Annotated in this window: 19 protein-coding genes and 2 pseudogenes; 8 read left to right on the top strand and 13 right to left on the bottom strand. The window is 70.5% G+C overall.

Going from position 1 to position 19,312, the window contains the following annotated elements:
* Positions 1-289: 289 nt before the first annotated feature.
* Together AB0P24_RS40230 and AB0P24_RS40225 are read right to left on the bottom strand one after the other, a co-directional pair.
* Positions 290-1,906: an MFS transporter gene (locus AB0P24_RS40230; protein WP_365803029.1), complete on the bottom strand. Its 1,617-nt coding sequence runs from the start codon at positions 1,904-1,906 to the stop codon at positions 290-292.
* Between the two features lie 193 nt (positions 1,907-2,099).
* Positions 2,100-2,875, bottom strand: a pseudogene (locus tag AB0P24_RS40225) (FAD-dependent oxidoreductase); the annotation flags it as partial.
* A gap of 90 nt (positions 2,876-2,965) precedes the next feature.
* Between AB0P24_RS40225 and AB0P24_RS40220 the strand changes: the two are divergent.
* Both AB0P24_RS40220 and AB0P24_RS40215 read left to right on the top strand, forming a co-directional pair.
* Entirely contained in the window at positions 2,966-3,580 is a 615-nt protein-coding gene (locus AB0P24_RS40220) for an XRE family transcriptional regulator (protein ID WP_365803027.1), read from the top strand.
* A 44-nt stretch (positions 3,581-3,624) separates the two neighbouring features.
* The gene (locus tag AB0P24_RS40215; protein WP_365803025.1) at positions 3,625-3,834 is read left to right on the top strand and encodes a hypothetical protein; all 210 of its coding nucleotides are present in this window, start codon (positions 3,625-3,627) and stop codon (positions 3,832-3,834) included.
* A 119-nt stretch (positions 3,835-3,953) separates the two neighbouring features.
* Here the strand turns inward: AB0P24_RS40215 and AB0P24_RS40210 are convergent, their stop codons facing one another.
* The 3 genes from AB0P24_RS40210 to AB0P24_RS40200 all read right to left on the bottom strand — a co-directional run bounded on the left by AB0P24_RS40210 (position 3,954) and on the right by AB0P24_RS40200 (position 5,467).
* Complete coding sequence (locus AB0P24_RS40210) at positions 3,954-4,769, bottom strand: SAM-dependent methyltransferase (protein ID WP_365803023.1); 816 nt, start codon at positions 4,767-4,769, stop codon at positions 3,954-3,956.
* A 51-nt stretch (positions 4,770-4,820) separates the two neighbouring features.
* Complete coding sequence (locus AB0P24_RS40205) at positions 4,821-5,084, bottom strand: hypothetical protein (RefSeq protein WP_365803076.1); 264 nt, start codon at positions 5,082-5,084, stop codon at positions 4,821-4,823.
* Positions 5,085-5,338: 254 nt separating this feature from the next.
* On the bottom strand, positions 5,339-5,467 hold the full coding sequence (locus tag AB0P24_RS40200) for a hypothetical protein (protein WP_365803021.1): 129 nt from the start codon (positions 5,465-5,467) through the stop codon (positions 5,339-5,341).
* Positions 5,468-5,883: 416 nt separating this feature from the next.
* Here AB0P24_RS40200 and AB0P24_RS40195 point away from each other — a divergent pair, with 416 nt between their 5' ends.
* On the top strand, positions 5,884-6,870 hold the full coding sequence (locus AB0P24_RS40195; protein ID WP_365803019.1) for a helix-turn-helix domain-containing protein: 987 nt from the start codon (positions 5,884-5,886) through the stop codon (positions 6,868-6,870).
* A 264-nt stretch (positions 6,871-7,134) separates the two neighbouring features.
* Here AB0P24_RS40195 and AB0P24_RS40190 read toward each other — a convergent pair whose 3' ends face one another.
* Positions 7,135-7,623, bottom strand: coding sequence for a hypothetical protein (locus AB0P24_RS40190; RefSeq protein ID WP_365803017.1), 489 nt, complete (start codon positions 7,621-7,623; stop codon positions 7,135-7,137).
* A 378-nt stretch (positions 7,624-8,001) separates the two neighbouring features.
* Here AB0P24_RS40190 and AB0P24_RS40185 point away from each other — a divergent pair, with 378 nt between their 5' ends.
* Positions 8,002-8,451 carry a hypothetical protein gene (locus tag AB0P24_RS40185; RefSeq protein ID WP_365803015.1) on the top strand — a complete coding sequence of 150 codons (450 nt, stop codon included), beginning with the start codon at positions 8,002-8,004 and terminating at the stop codon, positions 8,449-8,451.
* A 256-nt stretch (positions 8,452-8,707) separates the two neighbouring features.
* Here AB0P24_RS40185 and AB0P24_RS40180 read toward each other — a convergent pair whose 3' ends face one another.
* The 5 genes from AB0P24_RS40180 to AB0P24_RS40160 all read right to left on the bottom strand — a co-directional run bounded on the left by AB0P24_RS40180 (position 8,708) and on the right by AB0P24_RS40160 (position 11,576).
* Positions 8,708-8,992 (bottom strand): hypothetical protein, encoded by a 285-nt coding sequence (locus AB0P24_RS40180; protein WP_365803013.1) that lies wholly within the window; start codon positions 8,990-8,992, stop codon positions 8,708-8,710.
* A gap of 120 nt (positions 8,993-9,112) precedes the next feature.
* Positions 9,113-9,520 carry a hypothetical protein gene (locus tag AB0P24_RS40175; RefSeq protein WP_365803011.1) on the bottom strand — a complete coding sequence of 136 codons (408 nt, stop codon included), beginning with the start codon at positions 9,518-9,520 and terminating at the stop codon, positions 9,113-9,115.
* Positions 9,521-9,757: 237 nt separating this feature from the next.
* Entirely contained in the window at positions 9,758-9,919 is a 162-nt protein-coding gene (locus tag AB0P24_RS40170) for a hypothetical protein (protein ID WP_365803009.1), read from the bottom strand.
* 63 nt (positions 9,920-9,982) lie between these two features.
* On the bottom strand, positions 9,983-10,927 hold the full coding sequence (locus AB0P24_RS40165; RefSeq protein ID WP_365803007.1) for an NADP-dependent oxidoreductase: 945 nt from the start codon (positions 10,925-10,927) through the stop codon (positions 9,983-9,985).
* A 97-nt stretch (positions 10,928-11,024) separates the two neighbouring features.
* On the bottom strand, positions 11,025-11,576 hold the full coding sequence (locus AB0P24_RS40160; RefSeq protein WP_365803005.1) for an NAD(P)H-dependent oxidoreductase: 552 nt from the start codon (positions 11,574-11,576) through the stop codon (positions 11,025-11,027).
* A gap of 361 nt (positions 11,577-11,937) precedes the next feature.
* Between AB0P24_RS40160 and AB0P24_RS40155 the strand changes: the two genes are divergently transcribed.
* Positions 11,938-12,441, top strand: coding sequence for a MarR family winged helix-turn-helix transcriptional regulator (locus tag AB0P24_RS40155; protein WP_365803003.1), 504 nt, complete (start codon positions 11,938-11,940; stop codon positions 12,439-12,441).
* 122 nt (positions 12,442-12,563) lie between these two features.
* Here AB0P24_RS40155 and AB0P24_RS40150 read toward each other — a convergent pair whose 3' ends face one another.
* Positions 12,564-13,547 (bottom strand): helix-turn-helix transcriptional regulator, encoded by a 984-nt coding sequence (locus AB0P24_RS40150; RefSeq protein WP_365803001.1) that lies wholly within the window; start codon positions 13,545-13,547, stop codon positions 12,564-12,566.
* A gap of 249 nt (positions 13,548-13,796) precedes the next feature.
* Between AB0P24_RS40150 and AB0P24_RS40145 the strand changes: the two genes are divergently transcribed.
* Together AB0P24_RS40145 and AB0P24_RS40140 are read left to right on the top strand one after the other, a co-directional pair.
* A complete protein-coding gene (locus AB0P24_RS40145; protein ID WP_365803000.1) occupies positions 13,797-14,297 on the top strand; it encodes a cupin domain-containing protein in 501 nt (166 codons plus the stop codon).
* A 194-nt stretch (positions 14,298-14,491) separates the two neighbouring features.
* Positions 14,492-16,549: an ATP-binding protein gene (locus AB0P24_RS40140; protein ID WP_365802998.1), complete on the top strand. Its 2,058-nt coding sequence runs from the start codon at positions 14,492-14,494 to the stop codon at positions 16,547-16,549.
* Positions 16,550-16,648: 99 nt separating this feature from the next.
* Here AB0P24_RS40140 and AB0P24_RS40135 read toward each other — a convergent pair.
* Positions 16,649-17,365 (bottom strand): annotated as a pseudogene (locus tag AB0P24_RS40135) (helix-turn-helix domain-containing protein); the annotation flags it as partial.
* Between the two features lie 1,112 nt (positions 17,366-18,477).
* On the opposite strand from AB0P24_RS40135, the gene AB0P24_RS40130 reads away from it, so the two are divergent.
* Complete coding sequence (locus AB0P24_RS40130) at positions 18,478-19,272, top strand: SGNH/GDSL hydrolase family protein (RefSeq protein ID WP_365802996.1); 795 nt, start codon at positions 18,478-18,480, stop codon at positions 19,270-19,272.
* Positions 19,273-19,312: the final 40 nt, after the last annotated feature.

Here is a 19,312-nt window from a genome sequence, read left to right as displayed (position 1 = left end):
GGACCATCGGCAGGTGGTCAACGGGATGATCCACCGGCTTAGCACCGGCCAGCCAGCGGCGCAGGCAGGTGTACTTGCGGCACAGGTAGCACCATTCGGCCCAGCGTTGATCACAAGGCCGTTTCCGGAGACCACCCTGTTGGAACTGTCCGCGGTCAGCTCGAAGGTGCTCATCGGGTTGTGCTCGGGAGCTGCGCGGCCGTCGGGCGCACCACGAGTTCGCGGTGTGCCCGACGGTCCTGCCACGTGACGGCGTTCGTACACCGTCCGCACGGCAGTTCCCGCGAGGTCAGCGGGTGGCGACGCTGTCCGCGGCCCCGGCCTCCGGTGCTGCCGCGGCGGCGTCGGCCTCTACGGGCGCGGTGTTCTTCGGGCCCCGCAGGGCGACGTAGACGAGTAGTACGGCCATGACGGCGGCGCCGATCCACATGGACTGCTGCCAGCCGTCGACGAAGGACTGCTGTGCGGCGTGGATCAGGTCCTGGGCGTGGCTGCCGGTCTTGGGCGCTACTTCGATGGCGTTGGCGATGCCTTCGCGGGCGGTGTCCGCGGCGCCCGCGGGGATGCCGTCGAGCTTGTCGTCGATGGCGCTGCGGTAGCCGTTGGCCAGGAGCGCGCCGAGCATGGCGACACCAAGTGCGGTGCCGAACTCGCGGGTGACGTCGTTGAGTGCGGAGGCAACGCCCTGCTCGGCGCGGGGCAGGGAGCTGGTGATGGCCTCCGTGGAGGGTGTCATCGACAGACCCATGCCGATGCCCATGGCGAGCATGCCGCCCAGGATGGACAGGTAGCCACCGTCGACGGACACGAACAGCGCCATCAAAGCGAGGCCGAGGGTGGCCAGGGCGACGCCCACGGTCGTGGTGGAGCGGGCGCCGATCCTGGCGGCCGTCTTGGGGGCCAGGCCGGAGGCCGCCATCATCATGACGGCCATCGGCATCATCGCCACGGTGGACAGCAGACCGGACCAGCCGAGTACGGCCTGGAAGAACGGGAAGAGGACGACGGCGATGCCCGCCTGGACGCCGAAGACGACGAGCAGGGTGATGGAGCCGCTGGCGAGGCCGCGCGCACGGAAGAGGCGTACGTCCAGCAGCGAGGCGTCGCGGCGGTGCAGCTCCCAGGCCACGAAGGCGACGACGCCGATGACGCCGACGACCAGGCCGAGCAGGGTGATGGGGGCGGTCCAGCCGCGCTCGGGGCCTTCCTGCAGGACGAAGATGAGACCGACCACGGCGATGATGGAGACCAGCGCGCCGGTGATGTCGAAGGAATGGGCCGAGCGGTCGCGGGAGTTGGGCACCGACTTCAGCGTCATCGCCAGGGCGATGACGACCAGGACCACGGGCAGCACGAACAGCCACCGCCAGTCCGCGACGTCGACCAGGAGCGCGGAGAGGAACATGCCCAGGATTCCGCCACCTCCGGCGACACCGGTCCAGACACCGATCGCCTTGCCCCGCTGATCCTCAGGGAAGGTGGAGGTGATGACGGCCAACGTGATCGGCATGATCATCGCGGCGCTGATGCCGGCCGCCACGCGCGCGGCGATCATGACTCCGGCCGACGGGGCGAGCCCCGCGATGACGCTGGCGACACCGAAGATGATCAGTCCGGTGATCAGCATGGGCTTGCGGCCCAGACGATCACCGATGGCGCCGAGCGGCAGCAGCAGCGCGGCCAGGGCCAGGGTGTAGCTATTGATGATCCACAGGACGGTGTTCTGCGAGGCGTCCCACTCGACGGCCATGTGGGTCTGGGCGACGTTCAGCCCGGACACCGAGGCGATGACGGCCATCAACGCGAGCGAGACGGTGATCAGGATCGCGCGCAGCTGACGCTCATCCGGCGCACCCCCGTCGCTGACCGACGCGGCTGCCGCCTGAAGAGGCTGATCAGTACTCATGAGTTCCTTCCAGAAAAGGGCGTGCAGAATCAGCGCCGGGACAGGGCCGGTCGCCAGGTTGGTGAGGTAGGGACTTGCTCACCGCGCGGACCGCTGGATGGCGGTCGCGCGGTTCTTCAGCAGCGGGGGCTTACGTGTCAGCCGGTGTTCTTCTGTGCGGCGGCAAGCGCGGCGTCGGTGTCGGCGGTGGCCGCTCCAAGCCCTCAGTGCGGGCCCGCATCTGCGTGACCACAGCCAGAATCCGCCGCTCCGCAAAGGTGCGGTCCGTCAAGCGGACCTCTGCGCGGGCACCTTCTTCGTTGACTACTTCCCTGACATGGGTCTGGACGGTGCGGATGTTGCGGGCGGCGAGGCGGGTGCGGGTGTCCGCGTCCAGTTCGGTGCCGCGGGTGAGGTAGGTGAAGTCGATGAGGTCATCCGTCTGCTGGCGGAACAGCCAAGCGTGGTGGACGGAGGCGGGGCCGGTGGCGAGGTTGCCGATGGGCTCGTCGCGGACCTTCCAGCCGCGGCAGTAGGAGCAGTGCACCACGCTGTGCCCCCAGTGCTCAGCCAGGTCGGGCACCTCGGGCAGCACGTCGCGCAGGCCGGTGGCCACCAGTACCCGGCGTGCTGTGACCGTGCGGCCGTCGGTCAGGACGTTGGTGAACCGCAGATCACCGTCTGCTGAGGGGGCGGCGGGTTCGGCCGTGGCCACGTCGCCGAAGACGATCTGGCCGCCGTATTCGCGTACCTGCTGGCGTCCGCGCTTGAGGATTTCGGGGGCGGGGTGCCGTCCAGGACGATGAAGCCGTGCCCGGCTTCGGCGGGTGCGTTGCACGGGGTGCCGCGGTCGATCACGACGACCGAGCGACGGGATCGGGCCAGCATCAGCGCGCCGTTCAGCCCCGCGGCGCCGCCGCCGATCACCACTGCATCCATGGTCTCGGTGGGCAGTGCGTCGCTCTCGTAGCGGGGAGTCTGCGCAGACATGCCGGGCCCTTTCGTCGTAGGTGGCCCCGTGCGGGACCATCTGTATTCGACGTTAAGCCCGCATTGCATCAACGGCATACCATGTTGCTCATGACGCAAGAAGATGGGCAACTGGACAGCCTCGTGCGCAAACGGATCCGCGCCCTGCGGGTCGCGCAGGGCTGGTCACTGGAGGAACTGGCCACCCGCGCCAACCTCAGCCAGTCCTCACTGAGCCGCATCGAAAACGGTCAGCGGCGCCTCGCTCTGGACCAGCTGGTCACCCTCGCCCGCGCCCTGGACACCACCTTGGACCAGCTCGTGGAGAACGCCGCCGACGACGTCGTCATCAGCCCGATGATCGACGGCACGCACGGCCTGATGCGCTGGCCCATCAAGGGCGACCCCGGCATGAGTGTGATGCGTCAGCGGATGACCGGCCCGCCGCCCGACAACCCGGCTCGCATGCGCGCCCACCCCGGCCGCGAATGGCTCGTCGTGCTGTCCGGCACCGCCACTCTCATGCTCGGCCACCGACGCTTCCGCATCGAGACCAACCAGGCCGCCGAGTTCCCCACCATGATGCCGCACGCCATCGGTGCCGAGGGCGGACCGTGCGAGATCATGGGCATCTTCGACCGCGACGCCCGCCGCGGCCACCAGAAAGATGCCGGCGCCGACGAGACCGAAGCCGACTGCGGAGGCGCCCCGGGTCCGTGTGACTAGCGGCCGGGACCGCCCGGAAGTGCCGGCGCGGTGGGTGATCTTGCGTGACGGTCAGCACATCAGGCCACCTGCTGTCGTGCTTCCACGAGCCGAGTCAAGGGCGCTCCACTGCGTTCCGCGTCGCTGCGGCGGCGCCGTCCTCCTTTCCGCAACCCTGCGCCCCACCCCTGCAACGCGAGGACCGGCAGCTGCTCGCCGAAGCCGATGGAGATTTCGCCGAGGTCTGCGACCGGCTGCCGGGTCAGACCGCCTGAGCTGCCCCGCCCTGGCGGATGCGGTCGAGCAGGGTGTGGTGACAGGTAGCGAGGTCGGCGTCGGGAACGAGGGGCGGGCCTGCCGGTGAGTGTGTGCGGCAGCGAGGTGAAGCGAGAGATCAGGGCTTGAGCGCCACGGCTCCCAGCTGGGGTACGACCGTGGGCTCGTCGCCGGGCTCCGGCCGCCACAGCGAGCAGGACACGAGCCCGGGCTCCAGGAGCGTGAGCCCGTCGAAGTACTGGGCGACCTCCTCGCTGCTGCGGGCGGTGACCGGCGGTCTGGCGTTGGCGTTCCAGAACGCCATCGCCTCAAGCTGGAGGTCGCCGCCGAGTTCGGGCTCCGTGGTGGGGTGGGTCAGTACGAGGAAGCTGCCGGGGGCCAGCGCCTCCACGAGCCGACGTGCGATGGCCCGCGCCTCGTCACCGTCGAGGACGAAGTTGAGGATGCCGAGCAGCATGAGTGCGGTGGGCTTGGTGAAGTCGATCGTCTGTCCGGAGATACGCAGAATGGTGTCCGGGTCGTGCACGTCGGCGTCGATGTAGTCGGTGGCGCCTTCCGGCGCACTGGTCAGCAGGGCGCGGGCGTGGACAAGCACGATGGGGTCGTTGTCGACGTACACGATCCGCGACTCGGGGGCGATCCGCTGGGCGATCTCGTGGGTGTTCTCCAAGGCCGGCAGACCGGTGCCGATGTCGAGGAACTGACGGATGCCGTGCTCCGCTGCCAGACAGCGCACGGCGCGGCCAAGGAACTCCCGGTCGGCGCGCGCGATGTCGCGGATGACGGGGATCATTCCGGCAACGTGATCGCCCACCTGCTGGTCGACCTTGTAGTTGTCCTTGCCGCCCTGCCAGTAGTTCCACACGCGAGCGTTGTGCGCCGTCCCAGTATCGAGTCGCTGCACTGCGGCGTTGGCGCTCTGGTTCTCGCTCACGTCTTCCTCTCCTCGCCCGCCCAAGGACCGTGCGAAATGGGGCACTTGCGGTCACGGTTGCGCTATGGCACATCGGTGGGCGTCATTCTGCCGCACACCGCCCTCGTCGCGTCCGGGAACAGGTGGGCCGGAGGGGACACTTGGGGCTACGGCCCTCTGCGGGTGCGGGATGGACAGGAGCTCCAGCGGCCCGATCTCGGTCAGAAGGGTCTTGGCGCGCTTGCCGTTGCGGGGAGTTGCGCCCGTCCTTGCCTGCCGGGTCGTGCTTGTCATAGCCAGGTGGTCGGTGATCTCGCCCTCCACATCGGACTCCAGCAGCCGCCTGGTCAGCTGCTGGAGCAGTCCGCCCTCACCCGTCAGCTGCAGGCAAGCCCTCTGCCCGAGCCCGGCTCACCAACTCGTCGATCAGCCGGTCGTCCACGGCCTTCGCCGACACAGCCGCCGCGGACTCGACTGTCCCCTGCTCGGCCACGTTCTCACTGGTCATCGGTGCATCTTCCGTGATCGGGAGTTGCACCGAACGAATTACAGTCCCGTGGTCGAGGGCGGGCCACTGCGATACGCCCGGCTCAGTCGTCCCCTTCGAGGCGGGCGTTGGCGGGGGTCCGCGGTCGGAGGCGGAGGAGGGGGCGGTCGCAGTCGCGGTCCTGATCGGGATCGAAGGCGGTGAACCAGTCGTACGGGGCCAGATTGACCACCTTTCGAAGTTCGTGGAGCGGGTCGGGCGTAGTGACGCCGGAGAGGCGCGGGGAGAGTCGGGGCGGCGGCTCGCGCTTCGGTGATCTCCCCTTCGACGGACCTCGTAGGTCCTGAGAACAGCGGGCAGCCCGGAACTCGGCGGGCCTCGGACAGGCGGCCGGCTTCGTGCGACAGGGCATCGACGTGTGCTGCCGGCAGGAGCAGACGACGCCGCTCCCCCACAGCCGGCACCGGTCAGTGCGGCCGTATGCGGCCGGTGGCGGAAAGACGTCGGCTCAAGCGGTCGGGGCCGGGGTTGGCAACAGCACAGTCAACCAACGGCACCTGCCGCTCGTCCCCTTTCATGACACGTACCCCTTTGATGATCCTTGTCCCGCATCGCCTCGGCCAACCCCCCACGACGAAAGAGGCCTGCATGCTCCGTATCCATTTCACCCCGGTCGACTTACAGGGCATCCGCGTGGCCCGGCGCCCCGATCCCCTGTGGGAGCTGGTCTGTGCCGCCTGCCGGCTGGTCACGAATCAAGGGCCGCTGGAGTTCGGTGCGTGGCGCCGCGGTGTTCTCGAGCGGACGGTTCGGGATCCGGAGGCGCGTCGCGCCCTGTACTTGTTGGGGACGCTTGTCCCACCCGTCGGCTACATCCCCGACTTCCTCACCCCGCCGGTCTCGGACGAAGGTCTGCCCGCGGCGCTCGAACAGGTGCGGGCCACACCCCGCCGCCGGCTGCAACAGGAGTTGGGCATCCTCGCCACCACCCGCCCACTGCCGGCGTGGACGACGACGCTCGGCAAGCCGGGAGACCGAAACATGGGACACCTGGTCAAGGCCTTGGAGGTCTCCTTCAAGGCACTGCTCGAACCGCGGTGGGGACATGTTCGCAAAGCCGTGCACGACGAGGTCGACCTGCGGGCCCGCACCCTCCTCGACGGCGGTGTCCGCGCTCTGCTGGAGAGTCTGCAGCCGTTCGCCCGGTGGAATTCACCCGTCCTGGAGGTGGACTATCCTGTCGAGCGGGACCTGTACCTGGAGGGCCGGGGTCTGCTGCTCCTGCCGTCCTACTTCTGCTGGCGCAGGCCCACCGCGCTCGCCGATCCCACCCTCGGCCCGGTCCTCGTCCATCCGGTCACCGCGCGGCCCTTCGACGCGGTCGCCCTCAACGGCGGGGGGTTGGAGCGCCTGCTCGGCCGTACCCGGGCCTCCGTACTGGCCCAGGTGGCACGCGGCCGGGCCCGCACCACCTCCGAAGTGGCGGAGGTGGTGGGCATCGCCCTTCCCAGTGCCAGTTACCAGCTCGCCGTCCTGCGGGACGGCGGACTGGTGGCGAGCCACCGGGAGGGCCAGTTCGTACGGCACTCGGTGACGGCCATGGGCCACCGGCTGCTGGACGCGGACGCAGGATGACGGACGGAGAGGGATCTGTCCTGCGGCCCGTGAGACCGTGTCCGGCGTACTGGACTGGATGGCCGAGTGGTGCACGGAGATCCTCACGGAGTGGATCGACGGCGTGGGCCGGTGCCGGTGAGCAACGGCCCACGCCCGGGGGCGACCGTCGTGGGTGCACGCGGACGCTGGCAGCGGCACGCGGGGCGCGGGACGCGGTGGCATCGGCCCGCTGCTCGTCGTCGCCTTCGCGGCCAGAACCTACCTGAATCGCGCCCGTCCGGCTCAGCAGTTGCGGATCGAATAGACCGGCGACCAGTTGACGGCGTAGACCGCGTTGTCGGCCGGAACGGTCTGCAGCAGGCCACCGCCGGAGCCGTAGAGACTGGCGACGGCGCCTCCGGTCTGACTGTTCTGTGCCTCGGCCCAGTCGTTCCAGTTCGAGAGGGTGTAGCGGTTGCAGGAGTAGAAGAAGAAGATCTTGAACTTGCCGGCCGTCGGGTCCCAGACCGAGGCACAGAAGTAACCGCTCTGGCAGTACACGCCCCCACCGGCACCGGCGTAGGCCGTGCGGACGGCCGGTGAGGTGGACGGGGCGACGGCCAGGAGCGTCGCCGGGCGAGCCGCCGTCTGCGGCGCCGCGGGCATGGTCATGACGTGACCGTCCGAGGTGCCGTGCGAGGCCGAAGCGGCCTGCGCGGTTTGGGTGGCGAGGAGGGCCGGCACCATCGTGAGGGCGGCGCACAGTCCGAGAAGTGAGCGCTTCGTACGCATGGTTCGACAGTCTCCCGTCCGGCATGGCGGTGTTGGCGCATGCGCGTGTCGTGGTTGTCCACGGTCCGATGACCGTGTCCGGGTCACGCCTGTTCCTCGTGGGTGACCGGACCACGGTGGCGGTCGGTGCAGGCGGCGTCAACGGGAGCCGTGGGCCGCACCAGTGGGGTCCTGTCGATCGCTCCGTGCTGCAACAGGCTTGCGACCTGGGCGTGTTGGTCGTCGGTGGGGGCGGTGTGACCGCGCACGGGGACACCGGCCTTTCGAGCAGGTTCGAAAGGCTTCTACTGGGCCTGCGCGATCGGCGATCGTCGCCGTCAGGGCACGATCGGTGCCGCTGTCAGACGTCCCGCTGTCGTCCCGACGGAGGTCTCATCCATGCGCGCGAAGCGCTCGTTGCTCGGCATCATCGGCGTGCTGGTCTGCATGCTGATGGCCGTCTTCGCCACCGGACCGGCACAGGCGGCAACCGCCCCCGGCCCCCGTACCAGTGACCATGCACAAACCGCGGCCGCCGTCTCTCCGACGATCTCTCCGGCCACCGACGTCAGCTACCGCACCGACGACCAGACGTTCACCTGCGGGCCGGGGAACCTCTGCCTCGAGGTGTGGGACCCGACTGTCTCGAAGTGGAAGATCTTCTACCTCTACAACTGCAACCGCTACTACCTGTCCAACTGGTACGGCGACGGCTACTACCTCAACAAGCAGACCGGGTCCGTCACTTCCTACCTCTACGACGCCAACGGGAACGTGCTGCGCGCCTTCTCCCCGCCGCAGGTGGGCACCCAGAACTGGGACCCCGTCTGGTCCGTCCGCAACTGCTGACGCACGCGTCGGGGCCGGCCCCTCGTGCCGCGGCCGGCCCCGACGCGGGGTCGACCTCACCCGGCCCGCACTGCACACCGCAGGGACCGTGGGGGCGGGTGACCGGTCGACCGTCGCCGTCTTCACCCTGCACCCGCAGGACACCTCGTTCGGCGCCGCGTACAACGCCCTGAACACTTCGGTCTCCGGGCCTGCGCCGCCACGAGCGGTCGTACATCGGCAGGGAGCCAAGCGCAGCAGCAATTCGAGCCGGAATTCAGCGGTCGGGGTGCGATCCGCCGATGCAGGGGCCGTCGTCGCGGCGGCAGCGGAACCAGCTCGGGCTGGAGTACATGCAGCCGACGACGACAACAGCGCGTGGGTATCCGTCGGTCTCCGAAGGCTCGTAGACGGCGGCACCCCGCACGTTGTTGCACCACCACTCGCTGCCGGAGTACCAGCAGCCGGAGGCCGCCGAGGCGCCGGGCGCGGTGGGGGTTTCGAGGGTCGGCGTCAGCGCCGCGGCGCTGACCGGGGCAGCAAGGTTCTTGCGTATACGCATGTGAACGGGCGCCAGAGGGCGCGGCAGGAGTGGGCAGGGTCGGCCAACTGGCCGGGAGCCTTGCCGGTGCCCCGGCGCTGCAGGCAGCCTGTGAGGAACCTGCCCGGCGCGCCGGGCAGATCACCCGTAGCAGTTCGGGAGCGGGTCGGTCTCGCTCGAGATCGCCGTGTCCTTCATGAAGCCCAGCTGGCCGTTGTCCGCGACCGTCATCTCCCAGCGTGTGGAATGCGGCCCTCCCACCCAGGCCTGGTCGTCTTCCTTGCAGTAGAACCAGCTCGGGTTGGAGTACATGTAGCCGACGACGGTATTGGGGTCCGGGTAGATGTGGTTGTCGCCGACCGTGCCGTACACCGGTGCGCCGGAGACGTTGTCGCACCACCAGTGGGTGCCGCTGTACCAGCACGGACTGGCGGCAGCCGCGGAGGGCGCGGTCGCCACCGCGACACCCACGGTGAGCGCGGTGGCCGCCAGCAGCACGCCGGCCTTCCTGGCGTTCGTGCCCCCGCCTGACCGATTTTCCCTGCGCATGTACTCCCCCTCGGTTTTCACAGGCTGACTCCGCTCACCGAGTCTGCAGCGGACGGCGCGCACCAGTCACACATTTCGACCGCAGTCGAAAGGCTTGCCGTACCGCCGCTCGGGTTCGCCCCCGCACCGGCCGCGTCCGCTGAGCACCGTTGCGCGGCCCGCGCCCCTGCCCCGCACCACACGGGCCTGCGCGGCGGGCGACGCGGCGCCGTCCTCGGCGTACCAGCGCATCCGGATCTACGCGCCGTCGCCGGCGGTCGCGTAGTGCTCGCGGGTCTTGACGTCGACGGGGATCGGCTGGGCGGTTCCCGCGGCGCCGATGGTCGGTTCCCACATGGCGCGCTGCGCCGCGACGTCGCCTACGGCCGGTGGCGTGGGGTCCGCCGTGGCGGCGGCCATCGGGGCCGGCGCCGCGGCGGTTCCGGGAGCCGGACCGAGTGACGTGGTCCCTGCCTTCCGGGGTCAGGCGGTGGGCGGGACGACGATGGCCTTGCCGTGCACCGCGCCTTCGGCGGCTCGTGCGTGCAGCGCCGGCAGTTCGGCCAGCGGCACCCGCTCGCCGACGTCGACGCGCAGCTCGCCGCGGTCGACCTGCGCGACCAGCTGCGCCAGCTGGTCGGCGTCGCTGTTGACGAACAGGTCGATGCCGCGCACGCCGCGCTCCTCGTCGCTGGGGGCGGGCATCCACACCGTGGTGTTGACGACGACGCCGCCGGGTCGGACCAGGGTGAGCAGTGCGGCCAGCTCGGCCGGATCGACCGGCGCGAGGTTGAGTGCGACGTCGACCGGCTCGGTCACCGCGTCGGTCAGGCGGGTGGTGGTGTGGTCGATGACCTCGTCGGCGCCGGCGGATGTGACCGCGTCGCTGCTGCGCGGGCCGGCCGTGGCAATCACATGGGCGCCGGCGTTCTTGGCCAGCTGCACGGCATAGCGGCCGACCGCGCCGCCCGCGCCGTTGACCAGCACGCGTTGCCCGGCGGTCAGCTTGGCGTGGTCGAACAGCGCCTGGTAGGCGGTCAGACCCACCAGCGGCAGCGCGGCGGCATCGACCAGCGGGACGCTCTTCGGTGCTGCCGCGAGGATCCCGGCCGGGGCGAGGACGTACTCGGCGGCGGCGCCTGGTTTGTCCATCGGCAGGAAGCCGATGACCTGGTCGCCGACCGCGAGGCCGTCGACGTCTTCGCCGAGCGCGTCGATGGTGCCGGCGACGTCGATGCCGGGCGTGTGCGGCAGCACCACCGGGATGGGGCCACGCATGAAGCCGCCGCGGATGTTGCCGTCGACGGGGTTGAACGACGTCGCGGCGACCCGGATGCGGACCTCACCGGCCCCGGGGACGGGAAGCTCCACGTCCTCGTAGCGCAGGACGCCGGGGTCACCGTACTCGTGGAAACGCACTGCCTTCATGACGGTTCTCACCTTCACTGCGATCCAAGCTGCTTCGAATTCGAAGCAACTGCGATGACAATATCTCTGCTTCGAATTCGAAGCAAGTGGTTGTCGGTCACTGCCGGTGTGAGCGCATCGCCGCGGCGAGTTCCGTGGCGGCTCGGTCCATGTGGGCGTGCAGCCGCGTCGTGTCGCTGTGAGTCGTGGTCTGCCAGTCGGCGGGGCCTGCGACGACCACCGTGGGCACGGGGTCGGCGTGCACGCCGGTCAGCCGGCTGCGTACGACCTGTGTGAGGTCGGGTGGCTGCCGGCGGGAGTGGCTGTTGAGCGCCAGCAGCACCGGCATGCCGGAGAGGGCTCCGTCCCCGAGGACGGCGAAGAACGAGTCGAACACCTCGCTCGCAGATGCGGTGAGCACCGGGGTCGCCACCACCAGCCCGTCCGCCGCCATGACCGCGGCGACCGCCTCCCGCAGGTCGAGGCTGGCGCGGCCGTGGACGGAGCACTGGGCGAGGTCGGCCGCCAGCCGGTGCAGCTCCACCACCTCGACCTCGGCGCGTGCACCACCCGCCGCCAGTGAACGGCACACAGCCTCGGCGGCCCAGTCCGCGAGCAGGCGAGTCGGATGCGGATAGCCGGCACCGGCGCTCACGACGGCCAAGGACACCGGACTCCACGCGGCGGCGCTCATCCCGGCGCCGTGGCCTGGGGTTCTTCCCTGCGGCCGGGCTCCGGTGCCGTCACCGGAGAGGGCCGAGGACGACATCGCCCGAGAGTTTCGCGGCTTCGGCGAGCAGCTGCCGGTCCTCGCGTTGCCTGAGGCAGGGGATGCTCATGACCGGTCCTCCGGATTCGCGGGCGGCGGCGCCGTCCTCCTTTCCGCAACCCTGCGCCCCACCCCTGCCCGATCTCCATCTTCCGCGGTGCTCAGTCGGGCCCAACGCTGCCCACACCGTGCGCCCGGGAGGTCACGACATCGGAACAGCGAGACGCCACACTCTTCGAATTCGAAGCAGTAGACTCCGGTCATGTCTGATCAACCGCCGCCGCTCGACCCCGTACAGCTCGGCGCCTACTTCGACCTCATCGAAGTGACCAGCCTGCTCCGGCACGCGGTCGAGCAGCAGTTGCGCGAGAGCGGCAATCTCAGTTATGTGCAGTTCCAGCTGCTGGCCCGCCTCGGAGACTCGCCGACGGGCAGTCAGTGCATGACCGACCTGGCCGACGGCGTCGTCTACAGCCGCAGCGGACTGACGTACCAGGTAGGCCTGCTCGAGAAGGAGTGCCTGGTCGTCCGCGCTCCCTCGCCGGACGACGAGCGAAGCATCACCGTCACCATCACCGACGCCGGGCGTGAGCTGCTTGCGAAGGTGCTGCCGGGGCACGTCGAGGTGGTCAGCGGCCTCCTGTTCGAGCCGCTTTCGCGCGACGACGTCAGGACTCTCGCCGACCTGCTGGCGCCGGTGCGCGACCACATGCGCTCGACACCGCCTCGCTCGGCCGGGTCTCGCCGCCGCAAAGGTGGAGCATGAGAACCCGGTGCCCGTCGGGGTCCGCAGACCGCAGCGGGCCAGGGCCAGGAGGCGACCAGACACCGGGCCGGCCGCGGCAGTCGCCGGTGAACCGGAACGGGGACGGAGAGGAGCCCGAGTCCTCAGGCCGGTCGGCGTGCGAATTGCGCCGGTGTTGCCCGGTATTGCTTCTTGAAAGCGCGGATGAAGTGGCTGCTGTCGGTGAAGTGCCAGCGTGCGGCGGCCTCTGAGACGCTCAGTGGTGATCCGGTGGCGGTGAGCGCCACGGCCGCTTCCTCCAGGCGCCGGCGGCGGATGTAGGCGCTGAACGACTCGTCCAGACTCGCGAAGGCGCGCTGCAGGGTGCGGAGGGAGACGTGCAGGTGTGCGGCGATCGCGGCCGGCGACAGGTCGGCCTCGGTGAGGCGGGAATCGGCCAGGTCCTTGGCGGCTTGGGCCAGCGCCGGAGTGAAGGCGGGCTCGCGGTCGTCGAAGTGGTCGAGGACCAGCCCCTTGGCCAGTTCGAGCAGGGCGTTGCGGGACGCGTGCGCGCCCGCCGGGCTGAGCCCGCTCACGGTCCGCTGCACCATGCTGGTGTGTGCCATCAGGATCTGCGCCGCCGGTGAAACGGCCTGCCCGGCGCGCGGTTTCCCGGCGACCAGGGACCGCAGGGCGTCGCCGGGGAAGATGAAGATGCGGGTACCGATCTCCGGCGTGGTGTGGAAGTGGTTCTCCGCCACGACGTGGTGGATGAAGTAGGTGCCGGCCGAGACATAGGCGTCACCACCGTGGTCGTGCGGGTCCCGCAGGGCCACTGCGCCACGCAGCCCCACGTACAGCCTGATTTCGTCGTGCTCGTGCGTCCCGACTGCCCGGGTGCTCACGGGTGACGAGCCCCAGAGTTCGTTGACGGCGGTGTCCTGCAGGGTCACCGAGCGCATCGTTCCCCGGAAGCCGTCGATCGTGGAAGGGCTGAATTCCGGCAGGGGGTACAGGTCTCCCATGCGGTCGTTCCAGGTGTCGATGAACGGCTCCCACGTTTCCCGACCGGTGCCGGTGGTGTCGGCGTCGACGGTGAACGTACCCGTCCTGCCGCCCGGGCCGAGGAAACGCGGCCTGCTGCTCATGTGTCCTCCGCGCCGTTGTGGATGTCGCCGGAATCCCATTCGGTGTCGCGAATGTACACGCTTTCTACGCACGGCCGTTCCTAATCTGGGCTGCACTCAAGCCGTCGACGATCTACCGCCCTGCCGGTGCGGTCGGCCGAGCTGACGGCCCTTCAGGCGGCCCCACCCAGGCGCGCTGCCCAACGGCCAGGTCGTCGCCGCGCCCGGCTGCCGACCCCCGCCTGACCGACCTCCGAGGAGACGACCGCGATGATCCCCGAGGACGATCCGTCCCGTTCGCTGACGGTGGCGAATCCCGACCACCCCGGTACGACGTACGTCTCGCTGGTGGGCAACACGTACGCCATGCTGATCACCGGCGAGCAGACCGACGGCCGGTACTGCCTGATCGACATGCGCGTGCCCGACGGCGGCGGCCCGCCGCCGCACCGGCACGACTTCGAGGAGATGTTCACGATCCTCGAGGGCGAGATCGAGTTCACCTTCCGCGGCCAGAAGCACGTCGTGGGAGCCGGGTCCACGATCAACATCCCGGCCAACGCGCCGCACAACTTCCGCAACGCCTCGGGTGCGCCGGCCCGCATGCTGTGCATGTGCACCCCCGCCGGCCAGGACGAGTACTTCCTGCGCATCGGTGATGTCGTCGCGGGCAAGGACGCGCCGCCGCCGCGGCTGTCGCAGGACGAGCTCGCGGAGCGTCGCCGCCGCGCGGCCGAGCTGGCCCCGGCCTACCGAAGCGAGTTCCTGTAGCCCGCGGGGCCGGCAAGCCGGACCGTTGACCGCCCCTCACCGGGCCTGGACGCCCTTCGAGAGGTCGGCGTGACCGCTCCGATCACGTAGCCGGGCTGAGCGGTGCAGCCATGATGAGCAGCCCGGCGGCGCAGTTGCGGACAGGCCGACAGTGTCCAGGACGTGGCGGCAGCACAGAAGCAGAGGAGCGCGGATTGGGAGCGGCGGGACTGGCGGGCCGGCTGGCCGCGGCACGAGCCGATGCGCTGGTGGGCCGGGAACCGCAGCGGACGGTGCTCGACCGGATGCTGTCGGGCGCCGCGGACGCGCCGGCCGTGGCCTACCTCCACGGCCCCGGCGGCATCGGCAAGTCCTCGCTGCTGCGCTACGCCGCCCGGCAGGCCGAACTCTCCGGACGCCGCGTGGTGCGGGTGGACGGACGGTTCCTCGACGCCGACCCGCGCCGGCTGGAGGAAGCCGCGGCCCCGGCGTGCGCGGAACCCGGCGCCGTGCTGCTCATCGACACCTTCGAGCAGTGTCAGTCACTGGAGGCGTGGCTGCGCGAGACCTTCCTGCTGCGGCTCGCCGACCACGCGATCGTCATGGTGGCCAGCAGGGTCGCCCCCGACGCCGAATGGTCGCTGGATCCTGGATGGGCGCAGCTGTTCACCGCGCTGCCCGTGCGGCCGCTGGACGCCGCCCAGTCCCGCGCCCTGCTCGCCGCTCGGGGCGTCCCCGCCGAGCAGTGCGACGCCTTCGTCGCCTTCGCGGGAGGCAGCCCGCTCGCCCTCTCACTGGCCGCCTCCGTGCCACCGGCCGCACCCGGCGCACCGTGGGAGCCGGCCGGCGACGTCCTGACGACCCTGGTCGAGCGGCTGGTGGGCGACCTGCCCAGCGCCGTCCACCGGCGAGCCCTCGAGGTCGTCGTGCAGGCCTACGTCACCCGCGAGCCCCTGCTGCGCGCGGTGCTGGGCGACGAGGACACCGAGACGGTGTTCTCCTGGTTGCGTCAGCTGCCCTACATCGAGGCCACGCCCGAAGGGCTGCACCCGCACGACGCGGTGCGGGCCACCCTCGAGGCCGACCTGCGCTGGCGGGACCCCGCACGATACGACGACGTCCGCGTCCGCGTATCGCTGGCGGGCCTGCGGGCCGTACGCGGCGCAGCCGAGGACGACGCACTGCTGCGGGTCGCGGAGTGGATGTTCCTCTTCCGCAACCACGGCGGCCCGGACAACCTCTACAACTACCGGACGCACCCGCACATCGAAGACACTCCGCTCCGGACCGAAGACGTGCCCGGCGTGCTGCGCATGGCCGAGGAAGCGGAGGGCCCGGCGTCGGCGGCCGTGGTCGCGCACTGGGTGCGGCGCCAGCCGGAGGCCTTCCGCGTCCACCGCTACGCGGGCTCGTCCGCACCCGTGTCGTTCATGGCCGGCCTGCGGCTGGATGCGCCACGGCCCGAGGACCTCGCGGCGGACCCGGTGATCGCAGCGGTCTGGGACCTCGTGGAGGCGGCCGCTCCCCTGCGGCCGGGCCAGCACCTGGGCATCCGCCGTTTCGCGGTGCAACCCGGCGGGCACCAGCGGCCCTCACCCCTGATGGAGCTCATCAGCCGGCGCGCCGTCGGCGAGGAGATGCGGGCCCACGGACGCGCGGTGACCTTCACCGTCTTCGAGGACGCCGACCGGTGGGGGCGCTACCTCGCCGCGGCCGGAATGCCGGAGCTCGCGGCCGTGGACGTCGGCGGGAGGCAACAGCACATCTTCGGCCGGGACTGGCGACGGCAGACAGTGAGGCAGTGGGTGCAGCACCGGGCTCGTGCCGCGGCCGCACCCGTGGCGACGTGGCCCGCAACTGCCACCACGAGTGCCCCAGGCGGCCGGCTGCCGCGCGCGGCGTTCGCGGAAGGCGTGCTCGAGGCGCTGCGCACCTGGCGCACCCCCCGCGAATTCGCCACCAGCCGCCTGCTGAACTCCCATCTCGTCACCCCGGGTTCACCCGACCCGGCCGCGGACCTGCGCGGCGCCGTCATCACCGCCCTCGACGCGATACAGACCGACCCCGCGGGCGTCAAAGCCCACGAGGCTCTCACCGCCACCTACATCACGGCCTCCCGTACCCACAAGGCCGCCGCCCGGCGGCTCGGGGTGCCCTACGGCACCTACCGGCGCCGCCTCGCCCTCGCCAAAGAACGCCTCACCGACCAACTGCTGCGACAACCGGCCACGCCGTCCACACCGACCCGGCCGGGCTCGCCACCGGAGAACTGAGAGACCGCTGCCGCACCCCTTGCGTTGAGCGCGGGTTCGTTTTGGCGGACTCGGTCGCGTGCCCCTTCGGCCGCCTTGCCGGCATGGACGTGCCTGGCGTCAGTTCGCCTCGGGGCCGAACCTGCGCCTGTACGCCGACGGAGTGATGCCCGTCTCGCGCCGCATCAGCGTGCGCAGGTTGGCAGCGGTGCCCAACCCGCTCTGCCGTGCGACTACCTCGAAGCGTGACTCGCCCCGCTCGATCAACCGGCAGGCCAGGGCGAGCCGTTCCCCCGTGAGCCACATCAGCGGAGTCGTTCCCAGCTGCGTCCGGAAGCGGCGGTGCAGGGTCGCCGGGCTGACGGCCGCGCGCGCGGCGAGGTCCGCGATCGTGAGGGGCGAGTCGAGCCGTTCTTGCGCCCAGGACAGAACGGGCGCCAGGGACTCGCCGGGGAGGTCGGGCATGGGACGTTCGACGAACTGCCGCGGCCCGCCGTCACGGTGGGCCGCGAAGACCAGTCGCCGGCTGACGGAGTTGGCGATCTCGGCGCCGTGGTCGCGGCGGACCACGTGCAGCCCGAGGTCGAGTGCGGCCGTGCTTCCCGCCGCGGTGAGGATGTCGCCGTCGTCCACGAACAGTACGTCCGGTTCGAGGTGGACGGCGGGGAAGCGGGAGCGGAACGCATCCGCCCACTGCCAGTGGGCCGTGGCCCGGCGGCCGTCGAGGACTCCGGCCTCGGCCAGGGTGAAGGCGCCGCTGCAGAAGCCGACCAGGCGCGCGCCGCGCGCGTGCGCCCGACGGATGCTGTCCAGCACCGCGGGCCGGCGGGGCACCTCCGGTCAGTTTTCGGCCGCCCTGCATGGCACGCACGTGAGAGCCGTCGATCACCGCCTCGACCAGTCCAGGGCGCCGACCGCGTGCCGCTCGGTCAGCAGTGACTTGTGCAGACGCTGCCACACGCCCGCCTCAGCCTGCGCCCATCGACACCCCGCGACGCGTGCGCCCGCAGCGGGGGTCGAGGCTGCCGGAGGTGCGCTGGAGAGCAGGTGTTACGCGCGTAAATTCTGTGACCGATGCCTTGCCGACGCCCCCTTACCTCACGATACTTCTGAATTGAAATTGTCAGGAACACGCCCAACCCACCCACCGGTGGGCTCGCGCTGTACCCACTCGCCCCTCTGACCCGCATCCCCCCACAGGAGGAACGCATGCGGATCAAGAAGCACAGCACCGCGAGACGCAAGGGACCGATCGCCACAGCGTCCGGCCCGACAGCGGCAACCGTACCCACGCCCCTCACCGCTCGCACCGGTCCCGCGCCACACACCCCCACCTCCCCGGGCGGGTCCTCGCCGAGGAATCACCCGACGTCCGCCGAGCCCCGCTCCACCGCCGCCACCGCTTCCCGCGGCGGCGTGACCGCCACAGGACACACGAACGGAACTCCCGGCAGCCGCAACACATCGAGAGCACCTCGCACAGGCCGCCGCCCCACCGCCGTCGCGCACGCCGCGGCCACGGCGCGCACGACACCCGCGACTCCGGCACGACCGCCGACAGCCGCGTCCGCACCGAGTGCGGCGAGGCGCACGGCAGGACACCGGACCGCGCCAGGACATTCACCCGTGCCGCCAGCGGCGCACGTACCTCAACTCCCACTTCCAGGGCCCCTGACCGGAACGCCGAACACGTACAGCACCGGCATGCGCTGAGGGTCCCGCCCGGCCGCGTCGGCCACGGCACCCACACCGCTCCCACCGGCTCCACCTGGGCATCTCACCACCCTCTCGCGGCAGCCCTCCCCATGCGCACACCCCTGGTCCCGCCCCTTGAGACCAGGGCGCGGACCCGGAGTGCCAAGAGAGCGTGACATGTCATGCCCACCTCACCCACTCGCTCCTTTCGTGTACCGCCCGATGGAATCCGACATTCCGCTTCTGGAGGTTCCGTGAGATCGACCAAGTCGCTGTCCGTGCTCGCAATCCTGGGCGCCGCAGTACTCACCAGCCTGGGTCTGGCCGCTCCGGCCGAGGCCGCCGGCCCGGTCTACGTCGCGCTGGGCGACTCGTACTCCGCCGGCAACGGCGCAGGCAACTACGACAGCGCGAGCGGCAGTTGCCACCGCAGCTTCAGCTCCTACCCCTACCTCTGGAAGAACGCGCACGCCCCGTCGTCCTTCGCGGACACGGCGTGCTCCGGCGCGGTCACCACGGACGTGACGAACTCGCAGCTCGGCCCCCTGAACTCCTCCACCACCCTGGTCTCCGTCACCATCGGCGGCAATGACGCGGGCTTCGCCGACGTCATGACGGCCTGTGCCACGGATTCGGACTCCGACTGCGTCAACCGGGTTAACCAGGCCGAGAGTTACGCGCAAAACACCCTGCCCGCTCGCCTCGACGCCACCTACGACGCGATCCGGGCCAAGGCCCCCAACGCCAAGGTGGTCGTGCTGGGTTACCCGCACCTCTACACCCTCAACGTCTTCTGCATCGGGCTCAGCGACACCAAGCACCGCAAGATCGACGAGGCCTCTGACGTCCTCGACGGCGTCATCCAGAGCAGGGCCGCCGCGCACGGCTTCACCTTCGGTGACGTCCGCACCACGTTCAACGGGCACGAGCTCTGCTCCGGCGACGACTGGCTGCACTCCATCGTCATCTCGCCGACCTGGGAGTCCTACCACCCCACCGCCACCGGCCACGCCTCCGGCTTCTACCCCGTCCTCAACGCCAACAGCTGACCGGCCCCCAACCGCGCGCAGGCACCCGGGCCGCCCGGGT

The organism is Streptomyces sp. NPDC086519 (assembly GCF_040686075.1).
Lineage (GTDB): Bacteria > Actinomycetota > Actinomycetes > Streptomycetales > Streptomycetaceae > Streptomyces > Streptomyces shenzhenensis.
Note: the sequence above shows the minus strand (reverse complement) of the source record. Positions and strands in the feature narration are given on the sequence as shown.